The sequence below is a fragment of the Halomicrobium sp. HM KBTZ05 genome, from assembly GCF_041530035.1.
In the GTDB taxonomy this organism is placed as follows: Archaea; Halobacteriota; Halobacteria; order Halobacteriales; family Haloarculaceae; genus Halomicrobium.
Genome location: NZ_CP168057.1, coordinates 1,564,683 through 1,583,359 on the forward strand (window position 1 = coordinate 1,564,683; position 18,677 = coordinate 1,583,359).

Consider the following 18,677-nt stretch of genomic DNA (forward strand, 5'->3'; position numbering starts at 1 on the left):
GGTATCAGTGATCGCCGCGGACGAAGGTGACCGGGCACGGCGATTCGAGCAGGACGTGCTGGGCCGTCGATCCGAACACGGCCTTGCCGGTCGGTGACCGACGGCGGCCGCCGACGATCAGGTGATCGGCCCCTTCCTCGGTCGCGAGGTCGACGATCCGTGCGCCGTGTTCGCCGATTCGACCGGTGATCCGGTAGTCGATCTTCGCGTCCTCCAGGGACTCTTTGACGTCACGGACGATCGAGAGTCGGCTCGTCACCTCGTCGACGTCCGCGTCGGCCGGATCGCTGAAGTCGAGTCGTTCGGTCGCGTTGTCGTACTCTTCTGGGGTGAACACGTGCGACAGGACCACCGACGCGCCGGTGGCTCCGGCGATGTCGATGACCGTCTCGGTGAGTTCGTCGATGCGTTCGCTGTCGGTGTGTCCGAGTGCCAGCATGACTGTCTCTATCGCCATGCCCGTGACATCTATGCCATCGTACAAAAGCGTTCGGTGGCCGCTTCGAAGCGACGAGGCGGGGCGCTGAGACCGACCGAGGAGCGATGTCGTGGCTGATACAGACGGTGCGCCAACACCACCACGGACGGCCAAACGTAGATTAATTCTTACACTTCACGTCGTGTGACGAACGCCGCGATGGTTCAGAAAATGATACGTCCGAACGCTCACCCGCGTCCGTGGGAACAGTGATGGGGAGCTACTGTCGTCGCCGGCCCACGAGTGCCGCGCCGAGCGCGACGACTGTGAGTGCCAGGTAGACGACTGGAATCCCCGCCGACGCCGTCGACGGCCGGGCAGCGACGTAATCGAGCGCGCCGAGTCCGTTCACGGGACCGAGGTACCACGCCGTCAGATAGGCGATCTCGAAGCTCTTGGACCGCCCGGTCCAGACGCCCAGCGCGAGCGCGATCGCCGGCAGCGACAGGACGGCCGCGAGCCACCCCACGAGCGCGCCGTCCATCCCGGAGAGGGCGAACCGGACAGCTGCGGGCACGGACACCAACAGCCCGATCGCGACGCCGGACGCGTAGGTCGCGCCCAGCAGCTGGGTCGGTCTGCTGCCGACGAACACCAGCTCTGTCGTGCGGTGTCGCCGTTCGCGCGTCCCGAGTGCCGACCACGCCGAGAGCGGGAGCAAGAGCGCGAGCGGGACGACGAGCGTGCGGACGACACCGATCGGCGCGACGGCAGTCGCGAGGACGGCCAGCGCGGCCGCTACGTACCACCACCGCGGATAGCCGCGAAGCGCCATCCGGAGCTCGGCCAGCAAGACGGGACCGGTCGAGCCACCGTCGCGGCTGACGGGTGCGAGGTCGACGTCGACCGACGGATCCTCTGTCGTCGAGGGGTCGTCTGCCGTCGGCGGTTCCACCTCGTCGTCCGCAGTCCCTCGATCAGACTCCGAGCGAGACAGGAACGACCAACGCGTCGAGTCGTCGAACCGGTCGAACGCGAGCCGGGCCACACCGAGGAATCCACACGCGACGGCGAGTACCGGGAGACGGGTCACGAGCCGCGCCCCGGTCCAGGCGATTCCCGCCCACGTGAACTCGGCGAGACCGCCCGGATCGTCCGTGTACGTGAAGCCGAAGACCGACCCGTCGAAGGCGGGATACTGGGCCGCGATCGACTGGGCCATGCTGTCGCGGACGACCGCGAGTCCGACGAGATCCAGCGGGGGGTCCGGTGCGATCCCGGCCACGATGGCGGTCAGCGCGAGCAGGAAGTAGATCACGGTGCCGGCGGTGCCACGGAGCGGTCCGATCGTCTCGAAACAGACCGCGACCGCCGCGACGGCGGCCACGGCCGGGAGCGTGATCAGGAGGAACGGCGAGACCAACGCCCAGGGGTCGAACGCGCCCACGCCGACGAAGAGGGCGGCGACGCCGGTCGAAGCGAGCAGGACCAGGGTCCCGAACGCGAGGACGGCGACGTTGCTCAGCCACTTCCCCAGGAGGTACTGGCCGTTCGACAGCGACGAGGGCGCGATCAGTTCGCTCACCCCCGTCTCCAGGTCTCTGCCGATGCTGTCTTTCACGAGGGAGAACCCGAAGAGGACGAGCACCGTCGTCCCGATGACGGTCGTCATCCCGGCGAGCCAGGCGATCGTCGGGCGGCCGGTGTAGTCGGTGCCGACCACCAGCGTCGAGTCGACGGTGACGATCTTCACGAAGTACGCGACCAGCAGCGGCACGACGAGGAACGTCGTCGAGCGCGACCGCTCTCTGAAGTCCGCCAGTGCCACGGCGAGAACCGGTCTGAGTGGCCCGGTCATCGTCCGATCGCGTCGAGGTACGCGTCTTCGAGGGTCGGTTCCGCGGGCTCGGCTGCCGGCGTCGGCCGCGACGCCGAGACGACCCGGACCGCGACGCCGTCGCTGCGCCGGGCCGTCCCGCTGATCGTGTACTCGCGTTTGACCGCGGCGAGGTCGTCGTCGCCGACGGTCCACTCCCAGACCGAACCCGCGACCTCGTCGAGCAGCGCGGCCGGGGACTCGTGGGCCAGCACGCGTCCGTCGTTGAGGAGGACGATGTCGCTCGCGGTCACCTCCACGTCCGAGACGATGTGCGTCGAGAGCACCACGATCCGATCCTCGGCGAGTTCGGCGAGGACGTTCCGGAAGCGGACGCGCTCTGTCGGATCGAGTCCGACGGTCGGTTCGTCGACGACGAGCAGGTCCGGGTCCGCGAGCAGCGCCTGGGCGATCCCCACGCGCTGGCGCATGCCCCCCGAGAATCCGCCCAGGCGACGATCGGCCGCCGCTTCGAGGTTGACGAGCGCGAGGAGGTCGTCGATGCGCTCGCCGACCTTCGAGACGCCCCGTATCGCCGCCAGATAGCGGAGGAACTCCCGAGCCGTCAGACTCGGATACACGCCGAACGACTGGGGGAGGTAGCCGACCGAGTCCCTGATCGCGCGTGGCTCCTCGCGCACGTCGGTCCCGTTCCAGCGGACCTGTCCGTCGGTCGGCTGGAGCACGGTCGTGACGATCCGCATGAGCGTGGACTTGCCGGCACCGTTGGGGCCGAGCAGCCCGACGACGCCGGGTTCGAGCACGAGGTCCACGTCCCGAAGCGCGTGTTCGTCGCCGTACCGCTTCTCGATCCCGTCGAGTTCGAGTCGCATCGTCACCGGTCCCTCCGCTCGACGTGGGAGACTGACGACGGCGTCACCGTCGGCAGGACGATAGAGCTGGAGGGCGGTCGGCCGATGCCACGATCGATCTCGCGGCCAGTGTGAAGAGCCATACCCACTGGTGGCTGGGGTCGAGTATAAAAACAGAACGAGAGTTTCCGAGCCGGAAGTTCCGTCGAAAGCGGTCTCGGTCGGCGACTGTCTCATACTGCCGGCTGTAACGTCGTGAGGATCTTCGCCACCCTGGGGTGGCGAAATCGGTCACAGATTTACAGCCGGTAGTATCACGGCACCCCGACCGGTCGACCGGGAGGCGTTATCCGGTGTTTTTCATGCCGGCGGCGATCCCCTGAACGGTCAGGCGCAGCGTCCGGCGCTCGGTCTCCGTGAGGTGGCTCTGTGCGAGCAGGCGCACCTGCAGGAGGTTGAGCGGGTCGACGTAGGGGTTCCGGCGGTCGAGGTTCTGTTCGAGCCACTCGCGCTTGAGGAGGCTGTCACGGCCGGTGATCTCCGTGACGATGTCGACGGTGTCCTCGTACTCCTGGCGGATGTCGGGGAAGATCCGTTCTCGGAGGTCGTCGTCGGCCAGCGCGGCGTACTCCTCGGCGATGTCGAAGTCCGTCCGGGCCAGCGCGAGGGACGCGTTGTCCAGTTTGGTCTGGAAGAACGGCCACTCCTCGTACATCTCCTGGAGAGTCTCCACGTCGCCGCCGTCGTCGAGATACGCCTGTAGCCCCGTCGCGATCGAGTACCAGCCGGGGATGATACAGCGGGCCTGCGTCCAGGAGAACACCCACGGGATCGCTCGCAGGTCCTCGACGCTGCGGTCGCCCGACCGGGAGGCGGGACGAGAGCCCATGTTGAGGTTCTCGATCACCGAGATCGGCGTCGCCTGCTCGAAGAAGTCGACGAATCCCTCCGTCTGCAGGAGCGACTCGTACTTCTGGCGGGCCGCCTCAGAGGCGGTCTCCATGGCCTCTTCCCAGGCCTCGGGGATCTCTTCGACGGGCTCTTCGAGGGCGTTGTACCGAGAGCGAACCTGTGCGTTGAGCATCTGTTCGAGGTTGCGCTCTGCGATGGCCTCGTTGGCGTACTTCTCGGCGATGGCCTCGCCCTGCTCGGTGAACTTGATCTGGCCCGTCACGGTCTCGTTGGGCAGGGCCAGCATCGCGTCGTTCATCGGGCCGCCGCCCCGCGAGATCGAACCGCCACGGCCGTGGAACAGCCGCATCTCCACGTCGAAGTCGTCGGTGATCGCCGCCAGCCGCTTCTGGTTGCGGTACAGCGACCAGTTGGCGGCGAGGTAGCCGTTCTCCTTGTTGGAGTCGGAGTAGCCCAGCATGATCTCCTGGACGCCGTTGCGGGCCGCCAGTGCCGCCTCGTAGGCGTCGTTCTCGAACAGCGTGCCCATGATGCGTCGCGCGCCGTCGAGCGCGTACTTCGACTCCAGCAGGGGGACGATGTCGAGCCCGCAGTAGCCCGGCAGGTCGACGATACCCGCCTGGTCGCCCAGGAAGAGCACTTCCAGCACGTGGCTCGCTTCCTCACACCAGCTGATCGCGTAGGTGTCGATGGCGTCGACGCCGAACTCGCGCTGCCAGTCGGCCAGCTTGCGGAACCGTCGGATGACGCGGGCCGAGTCGTCCGAGAGGCCGTCGACGTCTTCCATGTCGACGATCTGGCCGTCCTGCAGGATGGCCTCGGTGAGGAACTCGACGCGCTCGTCTTCGTCCATGTCGGCGTAGTCGATGCCCTCGCGGTCGACGGTCTCCGCGATGGCGTCGGTGTGCATCTTGCGGTGGTCCCGCATGTCCAGTCCGGCCAGCGTGAAGCCGAACGTGTCGACCTTGCGGATCAGCGGATCGACGTGGGCCTCGGCGATCACGTCGGCGTCGTTGGCACGGAGGTCGTCGGCGATGGCGCGGAGGTCTGCCAGCAGGTCGCTCGAATCGGAGTAGCCTCCGGAGCGAACGTCGCCCACCCGGAGCACGCCTTCGCGCATCAGCTTCAGCTTCTGGCGGTACGGCTCGTCGGGGTAGCGTTCCTCGGCCTCGCTGGCGACGCCGGGCAGCGCTTCCTTGTGTTCTTCGAGTCGCTCGTCGAAGGCGTCGGTCGTGTCGATGTTGCTGGCGTCCTGGCTCAGCACGCCCGACAGCTCCTTGAGGCGGTCCCGGTAGAGCGGGAGCACGACGTCGCGCTGGCGCTCCAGGGTCTCCTCGGTGATCTCGGGCGTGACGAAGGGGTTGCCGTCACGGTCGGAGCCGGCCCACGAGCGGAACTCGTAGAGCTTTGGCACGTCGACCTCGCCGTCGTACTCCTCGTCGATGGCGTCTTCGAGTTCGTCGTAGACCTCGTCGATCACTTCGAAGAGGACGTTCTCGATGTACCACTGGACGTTGAGCGCCTCGTCGGTCACTTCCGGGCGTCGGTCGCGGACCTGTGGCGTCTGCCAGAGGCTCGTGACCTCAGCGGCGAGGTCGTCTTCGATGTCGTCCTGTTCGCTGTCCGTGAGCCGGACCTCGTCGAGCACTTCGAGGTCGTTGGCGACCGACCGGAGCTTGGCCTTGACGGTCTTGCGTCGTGCCTCGGTCGGGTGGGCGGTAAACGTCGGCTCGATGAGCACGTCGTCGAGGACCTGTTCGAGGGTCTCTGGGTCTGCTCCCCGATCGGAGAGCTTCTCGACGGCGTCGGTGACGCTGTCTTCGAGCACGCCCTCCTGGCTCCCCTCGCGGATCTCGCGGACCCGCTGGCGCTCCTCTGCGAGGTTGATCAGTTCGAAGTAGGTAGTAAAAGCACGGGCGACGATGTCCTGCATGTCCGGCGAGAGACGGTCGAGCGTCCGTTCGACGTCGTCGCGGTCGTCGGCGTCGCCGCGGCGGTAGTCGATCGACGACGTCCGGATGTTCTCGACGGTCTCGAACCCTTCGGTGGATGTCTGTGCCTCGATCACTTCCCCGAGGAGCTCCCCCAGCTCGCGCACGTCCTCGTTTATTTCCCTGGCGTGCAAATTCATACCAGTGGAGACTCGGGGGAGTCCTAAAACTCTAGCGAAAGTCAAAATGCCTGTCGTCCCACTGTAAGCATTCGTCCATTGTTTATGATTGCCTTGCCACGGAACGTCGTGGCTCGATCCCAGATCGACCGCCAGCGGGCGTTCCGTCGAACGGAACAGTCGCGGCGGCCGCCGGTGTGGAGAGCCAGGGTTCACACGTGAACGTCAATGTTGATGGGATATCACGACCAAGTGAAACTATGCCGACTGCCACGCACGACGGTGTAACGCTCGCCTACGAACGCTCGGGAGCCGCAGACGCCGACACGGTCGCGTTCGTCGAGGGGCTGAGCTACGGCACCTGGATGTGGCGCTGGCAGCGCGAGGCGCTCTCGGAGTCCTACGAGACGCTGGTCTGGGACAACCGTGGCACGGGCGACTCCGACGAGCCGCCGGGGCCGTACACCACCGAGCAGATGGCGGGCGACTTCGAGGCCGTGCTCGACGACGCTGGCGTCGAGACGGCCCACGTCGTGGGTGCGAGCCTTGGCGGCATGATCGCCCAGCAGTACGTCCTCGACTACGATCGGGCCGACTCGCTGACGCTGATCGCGACGACGCCGGGCGGCGAGGCGGCGGTCCCGATTCCGGCGGACACCCAGCAGCGGATGTTGAACGTCCCCGAGGAGTACGACGAGGCGGCGACGATCCGACACAAGATGCGCCCGGCCGTGACAGACGAGTTCTGGGACGAACGGTCCGACGTGGTCGACCGCATCGTCGAGTGGCGACTGGAGACCGACCCCTCCGAGGAGGCCTACGAGTGGCAGAGCGCCGCCGCGGTCGGTTTCGACGAGAGCGACAGGCTCGGGGCGATCGACCTGCCGACGCTGATCGTCCACGGCACCGCCGACGAGGTGATCCCCTTCGAGAACGCGACGCTGCTCGACGAAGCGATTCCCGACAGTCGCCTGGTAGCCGTCGACGGCGGTTCGCACCTCTGTTTCATCGAACAGGCCGACACCGTCAACGAACACCTCCAGTCGTTCCTCGACGATGTCTGAGCACGGGCCCCAGCGGTGGGTGGGTGACTGGAGCGCACGCAGGCGGGCGCTGTCGCCCGACCGGGTCGGACTGGTCGACGCGACCAGCGGCACGGAGTACACATACGCGGAACTCGACCGCCGCGCCAACGGCTGTGCGCGCTTGCTGGCCGATCACGGCGTGACCCGCGAGGGCGGGGCAGATCCCGACGCAGGCGGCCGCGTCGCCGTGCTCTCACGAAACCGTCCCGAGTTCGTCGATCTGTTCTTCGCGACGGGCAAGACCGGCGGCGTGCTCGCGCCCCTCTCCCATCGCCTGGCACCGCCGGAACTCGGGACGCTGCTCGACGACGTGGCCCCGTCGCTGCTCGTCGTCGAGGAGCCGTTCGCCGACGACGCGGCCGAGGCCCTCGCCGACGCCGACATCGACTGTCCGGTGCGCTCGCTGGCGACGGCCGGCGAGACGACCTGGGACCGCCTCGACGAATCGCTGCCGGCCGACCGATCCCCCTACGACGGGCCGACGCTGGAGCCGGCAGCCCCACACCTGTTCTTGCACACCGGCGGCTCGACGGGGACCCCCAAAGAGACCGTCCTCAGCCACGAGGCGATCGTCTGGAACGCGACCAACACCGTCACCGCCTGGGGGCTGCGGCCGGACGACGTGACGCCGCTGACGTTCCCGATGTTCCACACCGGCGGGTGGAACGTGTTGACGGTGCCGGTCTTTCACATGGGCGGGACCGTCGTCCTCGCCCGAGAGTTCGATCCCGGCGAGGTGCTCGAACTGATCGAGGCGCGGTCGGCCACGCTCCTCGTGGCCGTCCCGGCGGTGTTGCGGATGATGGTCGACCACGAACGGTGGGCCGAAACCGACCTCTCGACGCTGCGACTCGCCAAGTCCGGCGGCGGCCCCTGTCGAGAATCGGTGCTGTCGGCGTGGTGGGACCGCGGCGTCGACCTCTCACAGGGGTACGGGCTGACCGAGTGTGGCCCCAACAACTTCGCGATGCCCGACGACTGGCCCAGCGAGAAGGCCGACACCGTCGGTGTCCCGAACGTCCACGTCGACGTGCGGATCGTCGACGACACCGGCACGGAACTCCCTCGCGGCGAAGTCGGCGAACTCCACCTCCGGTCGCCCCACGCCGCGACGGAGTACTGGCACCGGCCCGAAGCGACCGCCGCAACCTTCCGGGAAGACGGCTGGCTCGCTACCGGCGACCTCGCGCGGATCGACGACGACGGCTACGTCAGCATCGAGGGCCGCAAGAAGAACATGTACGTCAGTGGGGGCGAGAACGTCTTCCCCGCAGCGGTCGAGGACGCCGTCTCCGCCCATCCGAAGGTCGACGACGTGGTCGTCGTGCCCGTCGAGGACGACCAGTGGGGCGAGGTCGGCCGAGCCGTCGTCGTCGGCGACGACTCGCTCACGCTCGAAGAGCTCACGTCGTTTCTGGACGGCCGACTCGCACGGTACAAACGACCGAGAGATCTCGTCTTCGTCGCTTCGCTCCCCCGCAGCGGTCCCGACAAGATCGACCGCGACGCGGTCGCTGACGAGTACGGGTCCTGATACTGTCTGTGACGAGTGTCGCCACGCCTGGGCGGCGACTGTCGTGAGACTGTGGCGGGCGACAGTAGGGTCTGGCGACGGTATCAGCACAGTAACAACTCCCTACTACCTTCGAGGGCGGAATTGTTTATCACTATCTAGCGTGAGGTATAGGGCGGAAGGTCGTCGCATGATCGAACTATCAATGGACGTAGAGCAGTACGACTGTCCGTTCATCGATACGACGGCAGATCACGCTCTCACCTTTTCGGCCGTCCACTGGGACTTCGATCGGCGAACGCAGGAGCTAGAGACGCGAATGGTCGTGGAGGGGGCCGACCGAGAGGAGCTCTCCGTGGGGCTCGAAACGCTGCGCGACCACGGGAACATGAACGACTGCTCGCTCGTAGCGCGGCGCGACAACGTCGCCCAGATCAGGACGGTCATCGCCGAGACCGACGCGATGGCGACGATCAGGAGCAACGACGGCTACGTCACCGGCCCCTTCTACATCGAGGACGGGAGCGAGGTCTGGCACGTCGGATTCGACGCGAGTAGCGAGGCCGACAGCGCCCTCTCGGAGCTCGACCGGAACAACGAGTACGAGGTCGTCGAGCGCACCGACACCTCCCTCCCGGAGATGGGTGATCTGGTGCAAAACGCCGGTGCGGCGATGACGCTGATCGAGGGGTGCCAGGACCTCTCGGACACCGAACGCGAGACCCTGGAAGCCGCCGTCTCCAGTGGCTACTTCGAGACGCCGCGCGACGCCACCCTCGGGAGCCTGGCCGACGAGTTCGGCGTGTCCAAGCCGGCGGTCTCGAAGAATCTCCGTCGGGGGCAACGGAAGATGATCCACCGCGTCGTCACGGCGCTGGACGACATCGAGTAGCGCCTGCCCTCGTTAACATGTAAACCTTCGTGGCTTTGTGGCTGTGGAGCTAGTCATTATTCGTTATGGACCTGACTGTCACGAGACGGCGTGCGATCCGATCGCTCGGTGGTGCGGGCGTCGTCGCGCTCGCTGGCTGTACCGGCGACGGTGGTGACGGCGACACGGAGGCGAGTGGCGACGGCGGCGACACGGAGACAAACATGCAAGACACGTCGACGACACAGTCGAGTTCGCAACGGCTCTCGATCGGTGTCCTCCAGCCGCTCTCGGGGGACCTGGCATACTACGGCCAGCAGGGCCTCTGGGGACTGCTCTCCGGGCTCGCGTACAAGGCCGACGCCGATCCGCCCACCGACGTAGGCACCGGGACGACGACAGTCTCGGCCGGCGACGTGGAGTACGAGCTGATCGTCCGCGACACGGAGTTCACCGCCGACGGCGCGCAGTCGGCCGCGACGGATCTGGTGAGCAACGAGGGCGTCGACATGCTCTTTGGCTGTTCGTCCTCGGGTGCGGCCTCGCGTGTCATCACCAACGTCGTGAAGGCGTCGTCGGTCCCGATGATGGTCGGGCCGGCGGCGTCGGCGGGGATCACCGCCGAGAGCGAGACCTGCGGCGATCTGGTGTACCGTGCCAGCGAGAACACGGCGATGGACGCCCGCTCTGGCGGCCGGTACGTCGCCACCGAGACCGACGTATCGAAGGTGTACCTGTTCGGTGCGGACTACAGCTTCGGTCGGGCCGTCGTCAACAACTACCGATCGGTGCTGGAGTCCGAGGGCATCGAGATCGTCGGCGAGCGGTTCGTCAACCAGGGGTACTCGGAGTGGGACGGGCTGCTGGAGAACGCAGAAGACGCGGGCGCGGAGGGGATCGTCGGCGGGTTCACCGTCGCGACGCTCCCGAACCTGTTCAGCGCCTTCCTCTCGGGCGACTACTCCTATCGCGCCTTCGGCGGGTTCGCCACCCGGATCACGAACGCCGTCGTCGGCCAGACGATGCAGCGCGTGCTCGGCGACCCGCTCACAGAGGAGAAAATCGAGGGCGCGGGACTGGGACCGTTCACGACCCGCTATCACTGGAACCAGTACGACAACCCGATCAACGACGCCTTCGTCGAGTCGTACACGAACGCCTACGGCGTCGTTCCCGACCTCTTTACCGCAGGCACGTTCACGGGCGCGTCGGCGATCCACCAGGCCGTCACCGAGGGCGGCTCGACGGATCCAGACGACATCACGGGCGCGCTCAAGGGGATGACCGTCACCGACACACCAAAAGGCGAGAACGGCTACACCTTCCAGGAGTACAACAACCAGGCCCGTTCGGAGATGACCGTCGCCAACCCCGTTCCGACACAGGACCAGTGGGCCGACAGCTGGGACTCGCTCATCCAGCCCGGCGACCCCCTGGCCCGGATCTCCGGCGACCAGGTAACGATTCCGGCAGACAGCGACGACATGAACTGCTCGTTGTAACATGCTCAGGACGCGGGGACTCACGAAGCGGTTCGGCGGTATCACGGCGGTCGACGGCGTCGACTTCGACCTCGGGTCGGAGCTGTGCTCGCTGATCGGCCCCAACGGCGCGGGCAAGACGACGTTCTTCGACCTGCTGACGGGCGCACTGGAGCCGACAGACGGACGGATCGAGTTCCGCCACGACGGCGACTGGGTGGACGTGACGGCGACGCCGCCGGCCGAGATCGCGAGCCTCGGCGTCCACCGCTCGTACCAGATCACGAACGTCTTCCCGACCTCGACGGTACTCGAAAACGTCAGGGTCGCCGTACAGGCCCACAGCGACCACGCGGCGACGTTCTGGCGGACCAGCGACGCCTACGAGGCGGATCTGGCCGCGGCTCGCGATATCCTCGAACGGGTCGGGCTGTCCGAGCGGGCCGACGATCTCGCACAGAACCTCAGCCACGGAGCGGGCCGACAGCTCGAAGTGGCGATCGCACTGGCCGGCGACCCGGACGTGCTCTTGCTCGACGAACCGAACGCCGGTGTCAGCTCCGAGAGCGTCGACGACGTCGTCGCGCTCATCGAGGACGTGGCCCGGGACCACGCGGTCCTGCTCGTCGAGCACAACATGGACATCGTGATGGAGGTCTCGGACCGCGTGGTCGTCCTGAACCAGGGGTCGGTGATCGCCGACGGCGAACCGGACGCCGTTCGGGCCGATCCGGCCGTCCAGGAGGCCTATCTCGGCGGCTACGAGACCGGGGACCTGACCGAAGACGGCGACGAACCGGGCGAGCCCGAGGGGGTCGCGTAGCGTGGCCCTGCTCGATGTGGCCGACATCGAGACGTACTACGGCGAGAGCCACGTGCTCGAAGGCGTCTCCCTGTCGGTCGAGCGCGGCGACGTGGTCGCACTGATGGGTCGCAACGGCGTCGGGAAGACGACGACGCTGCGCTCGATCCTCCAGTTGACACCCCCGCGGTCGGGGAGTGTCACCTACGACGGGACCGACCTCGTCGGCCGCCGGACACACGAGGTCGCGGAGATGGGCGTCGGGTGGATCCCCGAAGACCGGCGGATCTTCTCGCAGCTGAGCGTCGCGGAGAACCTCCGCGTGTCGGTGCCCGACGGCGACGACGTGGCCGAGGCGCTGTCGATCGCCTTCGAGACGTTCCCGATCCTCGAACAGCGCCGCGATCAGGCGGCCGGGACGCTCTCGGGGGGCCAACAGCAGATGCTCGCACTCGGGCGCGGACTGGTCGGGGACAACGACCTCCTGCTGGTGGACGAACCCAGCGAGGGGCTCGCCCCCCAGATCGTCGCGGACGTGGCCGACGCACTGGCCGCGGCCGCCAGCGAGACGACGATGCTGCTGGTCGAGCAGAACCTCCCGCTGGCGCTGGATCTGGCAGATCGCTTCTACGTCCTCGACAACGGACGGGTGGTCGACGAGGGCGACGCCGACGCGGTGTCGGCCGACGACGACCGGCTCAGGAGGTACCTGTCGGCATGACGCTCGCGCTCGAACTGGCCCAGCAGACTCTCTTGCAGGTGGGCTTCGTCGACGGTCTCGCCGAGTTCGTCCGGCCGGGCACGTTCGCGGAGGTCGTCCTCCGGGGGCTCTCGAAGGCGGCGATCTACGTCATGATCGCGGCCGGGCTGACGCTGATCTTCGGGCTGCTGGGCGTGCTGAACTTCGCCCACGGTGCGCTGACGATGATCGGCGCGTACCTCGGCGGCCTCGTCATGGTCCTGACGGTGGCACAGGGAACGGGCCCGTGGGCTCGGCTGGCGCTGTTTTTCGTGGCGATGGCGGTCGTCTTCGGCCTGCTGTCGGCACTGGGTGGCTCCATCGAGGTGAGCCTGATCCGGCCGCTGTACGATCGGCCGCCGATCTACCAGATCCTGCTGACCTTCGGCGTGACCCTCGTGCTCGAAGAACTGGCCCGGATCGTCGTCGGCTTCTACGGCCTCCAGCCCCTCGCGGAGTGGCAGGCCGCGCTCGGGACGATCCCTGCCTTTCTGGAAACGTCCCAGTCGCTCGGACCGGTCTCCGTGCGCGGACTCGCGCTGTTCGAGATCGTCCTCGGCGCACTGACGGTCGCTGCTATCTGGGGATTCCTCACGCGCACGCGATACGGCCTGTTCATCAGGGCCGGGAGCGAGGACAGCGAGATGGCCGAGGCGCTCGGTATCGACGTTCGGCGCGTCTTCACCGTCGTCTTCGCGCTGGGGGCGGGCGTCGCGGGCGTCGCCGGGACCCTCCTGATGTGGGACCCGGTCTGGGGAGCGAGCGTCCCGCTCGCGGCCGAGTCGCTGTTGCCGGCGTTCGTCGTCGTCATCATCGGCGGGCTCGGCACGTTCCGGGGGACGGTCGTGGGCGGGCTGATCGTCGGCCTCGTCGACGCGACGACGACCTGGTGGTTCCAGAACGTCGTCGTCGAGTGGACCTGGCTCCCGGAGGTCGCCATCTTCATGATCCTCGTCGTGGCGCTGATCGTCCGTCCACAGGGAATCTACGGCGTCGAGGAGGTGGGGGGCCATTAGCGCCAGCACCTCCATCCGACGGCGTGTCCGGGCCAGCTGGCCGATCGAGTCCGTCGAGCGCCACCAGGTGTATCTCGTCGTCGTCGGGCTGTTGGCGTGTTACCCCGCGATCTATCACCTCCTCACCCAGTCGCCACTGGGCGAGGTGGCCGTCACCGTCCTCCCTCGGATGGAGACGATGGTCGCCGTGCTGTACTTCTCGCTGTTCGCGATGTCGTTCGACTTCGTCAGCGGCTACACCGGCTACCTCTCTTTCGGCCACGCGGCGTTCTACGGCACCGGGGCCTACACCGTCCTCCTGATCGCCAACGGGAAGGTCCCACTGCTGGGTCCCGAGACGCCGTTCCTGGTGGCACTCGTCGTCGGCGCGGTCCTCGCGACGGTGCTCGCGGTGGTGATCGGTCTGGTCTCGTTCAGACTGACCGGGGTCTACTTCGCGATGATCACGCTCGGCTTCGCACAGGTACTCTACGTCTTCGTCCGGGACTGGGACTACGTCGGCTCGAACCCCCGCGACGGGATCGCGCTGAGCGGAGCCCGCGGCTTCGAGCTCGGGGTGCCCTACGTCGATCAGTTGACCGTCGCGCTGGGCACGCTGACCGGCGACACGCTGGCGCTCGCGGGCCACACCCTCGGGACGACGACGGTCTCGTTCTACGCCGTGGGGATCGTCGTCCTCCTGTGCTTCGCGGCGATGCAGCGGATCCTCCACTCGCCCTTTGGCCGGGTCATGGTCGCGATCCGCGAGAACGAGGAACGCGCCGAGGCCATCGGCTACGACACCTTCCGCTACAAGCTGGGCGCGTTCGCGATCAGCGGCTTCTTCGGCGGCATCGCCGGGGGGCTGCTCGCGGGGTTCAAACGCTCCGTGACCCCCGAGTCCGGGTTCTACTTCCTGACCAGCGGCGACGCGCTGCTGGCCAGCATCATCGGCGGGTTCGGGACCCTCGCCGGCCCGCTCTGGGGCCACCTGTTCGACGAGACCGTCCGGGAGTTCCTCTCGAAGCGGGGTCAGGGCGGCGGTCTGCTCCCGTATCTGGAACAGACGCTTTCCGAGGCGTTCCTGACGACCGAACTCGTCGGCGGGCTCACGGTCGAGGGGTTCATCACGGCCGCGCTGAACGGCCACGCGAGCCTCTACGTCGGGATCGTCTTCGTCCTGTTCGTGCTGTACGTCCCCGACGGCATCGTCGGCACGGTCCGCTCGCGGCTGGGCGGACCCGTCGCCCGGAGCCTCCCGGAACGGCTGTGGGGTGACCGATGACGGTCCACCTGACCGGTCTGGCCGTCGAACTGCCCGAAGCGACGATCTCCGGCGCGACGATCGCCGAACGCTCGGGCATCCCCGAGTCGGTCGTCGTCGAGAAGATGGGCGTCAGCGAGAAGCGCGTCGCGCACGACGAGCAGCCCAGCGACCTCTGTGTCGAGGCGGGACGGCGGGCGCTGGACGACGCTGGCGTCGACGCCGCGGCCCTCGATCTGGTCAGCTACCACGGGAGCGAGCTGAAAGACCACGTCGTCTGGAGCCTCGCCGCGGACGTGGCCCAGCGGCTGGGCGCGAGCGACGCCTACGCCAGCGAGAGCTACGCGCTCTGTGCCGGCGCGCCGATCGCGATCCGAGAGGCGACCGCACAGCTCGCGGCCGGAGCGATCGACCGCGCGCTGCTGGTCGCCGCGAGCCGCGAAGAGGACCTCGTCGACTACGACGACCCGGACACCTCCTTCATGTTCAACTTCGGGAGCGGAGCGAGCGCGATGGTCCTCGAACGGGACGCCGGAGAGCGCGCCCTCGCGACGGTTCGGGAGAGCGCCGCGATCACGGACGGGAGCTTCTCGCGCGACGTGATCGTCCCGGCGGGTGGAACCGTCCAGCCTCCCTCGAAAACGACCGTCGAGGAGGGTCGCCACTCCCTGCGCGTCCCGGACCACGAGTCGATGAAAGCGCGGCTCGCCGAGGTGAGTCTGCCGAACTTCCTCGCGGTGGCCGACGACGCCCTCGACGCCTCGGGCTACGACCGCGCCGCCGTCGACTTCGCTGCCATCACCCACATGAAGCGGTCGTTCCACGACCACCTCTGTGACCAGTTCGGGCTCGGCGAGCGCGACCAGCTGTACCTGGAGGAGTACGGCCACGTCCAGAGCGTCGACCAGGTGCTCGCGACCCACGAGGCCAGGAACCGCGGGTGGCTCGACGACGGAGACGTGGTCCTCTTTCTCGCCGCCGGGACGGGCTACACGTGGGCGGCGACGGTGCTGGAGTGGCGCGCCTGATACTGCCGGCTGTCACTGTTTCGAGACGTTCGCGACCACCGGTTCGCAATATGCTTTCCAGACGTACAGCCGGCAGTATGACCGCGCTACTCTCGGGGCTCGTCCGTCCGCGGTCGGGAGACCCGCGCGTACCCGATCCTGGCGGCCGCGACCGTCCGGTAGAGTGTCCCGACGACGGCGAGCACCAGCGCGCCAGCGAGCACCAGCACGGTCGTCGATCCGGTCTCGATCGCCCAGGGGACCGTCATCGCGAGGAAGCGACCGATGGCGACGACGCTCGCGACGACGGTGACACCGATCGCGAGGTACCGGAGCCGCCGCTGGATCGGCCGCCCGCGGTCGAGCACCCCGAGGCCGTACAGCTGGACCAGCGCGCTCTCGACGGCGAGCCACAGCGCCACCGCTCCGGCGACGAACGGCCCGACGAGTGCCAGCGGCTCCGGAGCCCCGATGCCGAGGAGATCGAACACCGTCACGGCCCCGCCGACGAGGAGAGCGAACGTCAGCGGTGCGAGCAACACGACCGAACTGAACAGGGCGGCCACGATCCGGGCGACCGACCGAAGGCTGGGGGACATACGATACACGACAGCCGGCCGCGCAAAAAGTGTCGGGGCCGCGAGCGTGGTAGAGCCACACGCTGGCTGTCGAGGTCACACTTATCTCGCTCGCGGGCGACCCTACTCGCATGGCATTCGCCGAGTATTTCGACGACTTCATGGGGCGCGACTGGGAGACCGACGTGAGCGGAACCGTCCGCTTCGCGATGGTCGGTCTGGGGTGGTGGACGCGTGACTACGCCGTCCCCGCGACCCAGCAGTCCGAGCACTGCGAGACGACGACCGTCGTCAGTTCCTCGGCGGAAAAGGCAGAGTCCTTCGCCGAGGAGTTCGACGGCGTCGAGACGGCGCTGACCTACGACGAGTTCACCGACGGTGCCGGCACGGACCAGTACGACGCGGTCTACGTCGCGACGCCGAACGCGCTGCACCTGCCCTACGTCGAGGCCGCGGCGAGCTACGGCAAGGACGTGCTCTGTGAGAAGCCGATGGAAGCCAGCGTCGAGCGCGCCGAGGCGATGGCCGAGGCCGCCGAGGACGTGACGCTGATGGTGGCCTATCGGATGCACACGGATCCCGCCGTCCGCCGGATGCGCGAGCTGGTGGCCGACGGGTTCGTCGGCGACCCGACCCACGTCCACGGCCACATGTCCCAGCGCCTGCTGGAGATGATTCCCGACCGCGACCAGTGGCGGCTGAACCCCGACCTCGCCGGTCAGGGCGCGTCGATCACAGATCTGGGCGTCTATCCGATCAACACGACGCGGTTCGTCCTCGACCGGGACCCGGTAGCGGTCCAGTCGGCGATGTACTCGGGCAGCGAGGGGTTCGAGGACGTGCCGGACGAGCGCGCCGCGGCGACGATCGTCTACGAGGACGACGTGCTGGCGTCGATCTCGGCCAGTCAGAACAGCTACGAGGACGGATTCTTGCGGGTCACCGGCACGGAGGGCCAGCTCGTGCTGGAGCCGGCCTTCCTGAAGCCCTCCGGGCTCACCGTCTCTCGCAGCGGGATCGACACGACCTACGACCTCCCGGAGATGGGCGAGGCCCAGCAGATGCAAGCGGAGTTCGACTACTTCAGCACCCACCTCCTGGCCGACACCGAACCGCTCGCCGACGGCGAGTACGGCGTCGTCGACATGCGCGTGATCCGCGCGGCCGTCGAGTCCGCCCGGACCGGCGAGCGCGTGACGCTGTAGCGTGGGCTCGGCGCGACACAACTGTTAATATCACCACACGACGATATCCCCCAAGCGTGTTCGCTCGATGACAGAGACGTTCTACGACGTGCTCGGGGTCGATCCAGATGCCACCACGAGCGACATCGAGGACGCCTATCGCGAGCGACTGAAAGAGACTCATCCAGACCACAACGACGACGCCGACGCCGACGAGGCCACCCAGCGCGTGATCGAGGCCCGCAACGTGCTGACCGACGACGACGAGCGCGCCCGCTACGATCGACTCGGACACGAGGCGTACGTCGGCGCGGACACGGCGGGGAGCGATCACCACCACGACGCCCGCGGCGCGGCGGCCCGTGCGGCCCGCGAAGCCGGCTGGGCAGACGGCGAGACGGAGGGTCCCAGCGAGTCGACTGCCGCGGGCACGAACGCGGGTCCTTCGGAGCGACGACGCCGGGAGCGAACGGCCAGCGAGCGCGTGCGAGGCGCACGCGACGCGGGGACGGGGGCGACTGCGGCCGGACAGACGACGGCGGGCACCTCGACCGGCAGTGGCGCGTCGACGGGACGGACTCGGCCGACGGGTACCTCGACCCGTGACAGCCGCCAGCGCGAACGGATCTACGAGACGGGGACCGCGAGCCGTCAGGCGACGTACAACGTCAGACACGACGTGGGTTCGAGCGGCCACTCGCTGCGGGCGTTCGTGGCCGACACACCGCTCTCACTCGCCGCGCTGACGTTCGTCCTCTATCCGATCATGGTGGCGACCACGGTGTTTCCACCCTTCCATCTGGTGGTCAACGCCACCGTCGGCCTGTGTGCCCTGCTGTTGATCGGTTACCTCCAGTCCCAGCCGTCGGTGGGCATCCTGGTCTTTGGCACCTGGAGTCTCCTGGTGCCCCTCGCACTCGTCGCGTTGGGCGTCCCGGTGACCGGGCTCGTGGGCATCGTCGCGCTCGGGAGCGTCTGGCTGCCGTTTGGCTTCTCGCTTTTGACCCGTTCGATCGTTGGTCGATAGCGC

16 protein-coding genes are annotated in these 18,677 nt (G+C 67.7%); 11 read left to right on the top strand and 5 right to left on the bottom strand.

Going from position 1 to position 18,677, the window contains the following annotated elements; translation table 11 throughout:
* Window positions 1-4: 4 nt before the first annotated feature.
* From ACAH01_RS08165 to ppc, 4 genes are all read right to left on the bottom strand, one after another.
* Window positions 5-457, bottom strand: coding sequence for a universal stress protein (locus ACAH01_RS08165; RefSeq protein WP_372478853.1), 453 nt, complete (start codon window positions 455-457; stop codon window positions 5-7).
* Between the two features lie 241 nt (window positions 458-698).
* Window positions 699-2,276 carry an ABC transporter permease gene (locus tag ACAH01_RS08170; protein WP_372478854.1) on the bottom strand — a complete coding sequence of 526 codons (1,578 nt, stop codon included), beginning with the start codon at window positions 2,274-2,276 and terminating at the stop codon, window positions 699-701.
* Window positions 2,273-3,127, bottom strand: a complete 855-nt coding sequence (locus ACAH01_RS08175) for an ABC transporter ATP-binding protein (RefSeq protein ID WP_372478855.1) — start codon at window positions 3,125-3,127, stop codon at window positions 2,273-2,275. The genes ACAH01_RS08170 and ACAH01_RS08175 overlap by 4 nt, the downstream gene beginning before the upstream one ends.
* Window positions 3,128-3,452: 325 nt before the next feature.
* Window positions 3,453-6,149, bottom strand: coding sequence for a phosphoenolpyruvate carboxylase (ppc, locus tag ACAH01_RS08180; protein ID WP_170094464.1), 2,697 nt, complete (start codon window positions 6,147-6,149; stop codon window positions 3,453-3,455).
* 239 nt (window positions 6,150-6,388) lie between these two features.
* Here ppc and ACAH01_RS08185 point away from each other — a divergent pair, with 239 nt between their 5' ends.
* From ACAH01_RS08185 to ACAH01_RS08225, 9 genes are all read left to right on the top strand, one after another.
* Complete coding sequence (locus tag ACAH01_RS08185) at window positions 6,389-7,192, top strand: alpha/beta fold hydrolase (RefSeq protein WP_372478856.1); 804 nt, start codon at window positions 6,389-6,391, stop codon at window positions 7,190-7,192.
* Window positions 7,185-8,747 (top strand): AMP-binding protein, encoded by a 1,563-nt coding sequence (locus ACAH01_RS08190; RefSeq protein ID WP_372478857.1) that lies wholly within the window; start codon window positions 7,185-7,187, stop codon window positions 8,745-8,747. The genes ACAH01_RS08185 and ACAH01_RS08190 overlap by 8 nt, the downstream gene beginning before the upstream one ends.
* Window positions 8,748-8,916: 169 nt before the next feature.
* On the top strand, window positions 8,917-9,618 hold the full coding sequence (locus tag ACAH01_RS08195; RefSeq protein WP_170094461.1) for a helix-turn-helix domain-containing protein: 702 nt from the start codon (window positions 8,917-8,919) through the stop codon (window positions 9,616-9,618).
* 65 nt (window positions 9,619-9,683) lie between these two features.
* Entirely contained in the window at window positions 9,684-11,099 is a 1,416-nt protein-coding gene (locus ACAH01_RS08200) for an ABC transporter substrate-binding protein (protein ID WP_372478858.1), read from the top strand.
* Window position 11,100: 1 nt separating this feature from the next.
* A complete protein-coding gene (locus ACAH01_RS08205; protein ID WP_170094459.1) occupies window positions 11,101-11,901 on the top strand; it encodes an ABC transporter ATP-binding protein in 801 nt (266 codons plus the stop codon).
* 1 nt (window position 11,902) lies between these two features.
* On the top strand, window positions 11,903-12,601 hold the full coding sequence (locus ACAH01_RS08210; RefSeq protein WP_153553563.1) for an ABC transporter ATP-binding protein: 699 nt from the start codon (window positions 11,903-11,905) through the stop codon (window positions 12,599-12,601).
* A complete protein-coding gene (locus tag ACAH01_RS08215) occupies window positions 12,598-13,635 on the top strand; it encodes a branched-chain amino acid ABC transporter permease (RefSeq protein ID WP_372478859.1) in 1,038 nt (345 codons plus the stop codon). Before ACAH01_RS08210 ends, ACAH01_RS08215 begins: the two co-directional genes overlap by 4 nt.
* 67 nt (window positions 13,636-13,702) lie before the next feature.
* Window positions 13,703-14,899 carry a branched-chain amino acid ABC transporter permease gene (locus ACAH01_RS08220; protein ID WP_372478860.1) on the top strand — a complete coding sequence of 399 codons (1,197 nt, stop codon included), beginning with the start codon at window positions 13,703-13,705 and terminating at the stop codon, window positions 14,897-14,899.
* Window positions 14,896-15,906, top strand: a complete 1,011-nt coding sequence (locus ACAH01_RS08225) for a 3-oxoacyl-ACP synthase (RefSeq protein WP_372478861.1) — start codon at window positions 14,896-14,898, stop codon at window positions 15,904-15,906. The genes ACAH01_RS08220 and ACAH01_RS08225 overlap by 4 nt, the downstream gene beginning before the upstream one ends.
* A gap of 86 nt (window positions 15,907-15,992) precedes the next feature.
* Here the strand turns inward: ACAH01_RS08225 and ACAH01_RS08230 are convergent, their stop codons facing one another.
* Complete coding sequence (locus ACAH01_RS08230; RefSeq protein WP_372478863.1) at window positions 15,993-16,484, bottom strand: hypothetical protein; 492 nt, start codon at window positions 16,482-16,484, stop codon at window positions 15,993-15,995.
* 110 nt (window positions 16,485-16,594) lie between these two features.
* On the opposite strand from ACAH01_RS08230, the gene gfo6 reads away from it, so the two are divergent.
* Window positions 16,595-17,668 (top strand): D-xylose 1-dehydrogenase Gfo6, encoded by a 1,074-nt coding sequence (gfo6, locus tag ACAH01_RS08235; RefSeq protein ID WP_372478864.1) that lies wholly within the window; start codon window positions 16,595-16,597, stop codon window positions 17,666-17,668.
* A 67-nt stretch (window positions 17,669-17,735) separates the two neighbouring features.
* Entirely contained in the window at window positions 17,736-18,674 is a 939-nt protein-coding gene (locus tag ACAH01_RS08240; protein WP_372478865.1) for a J domain-containing protein, read from the top strand.
* Window positions 18,675-18,677 lie beyond the last annotated feature (3 nt).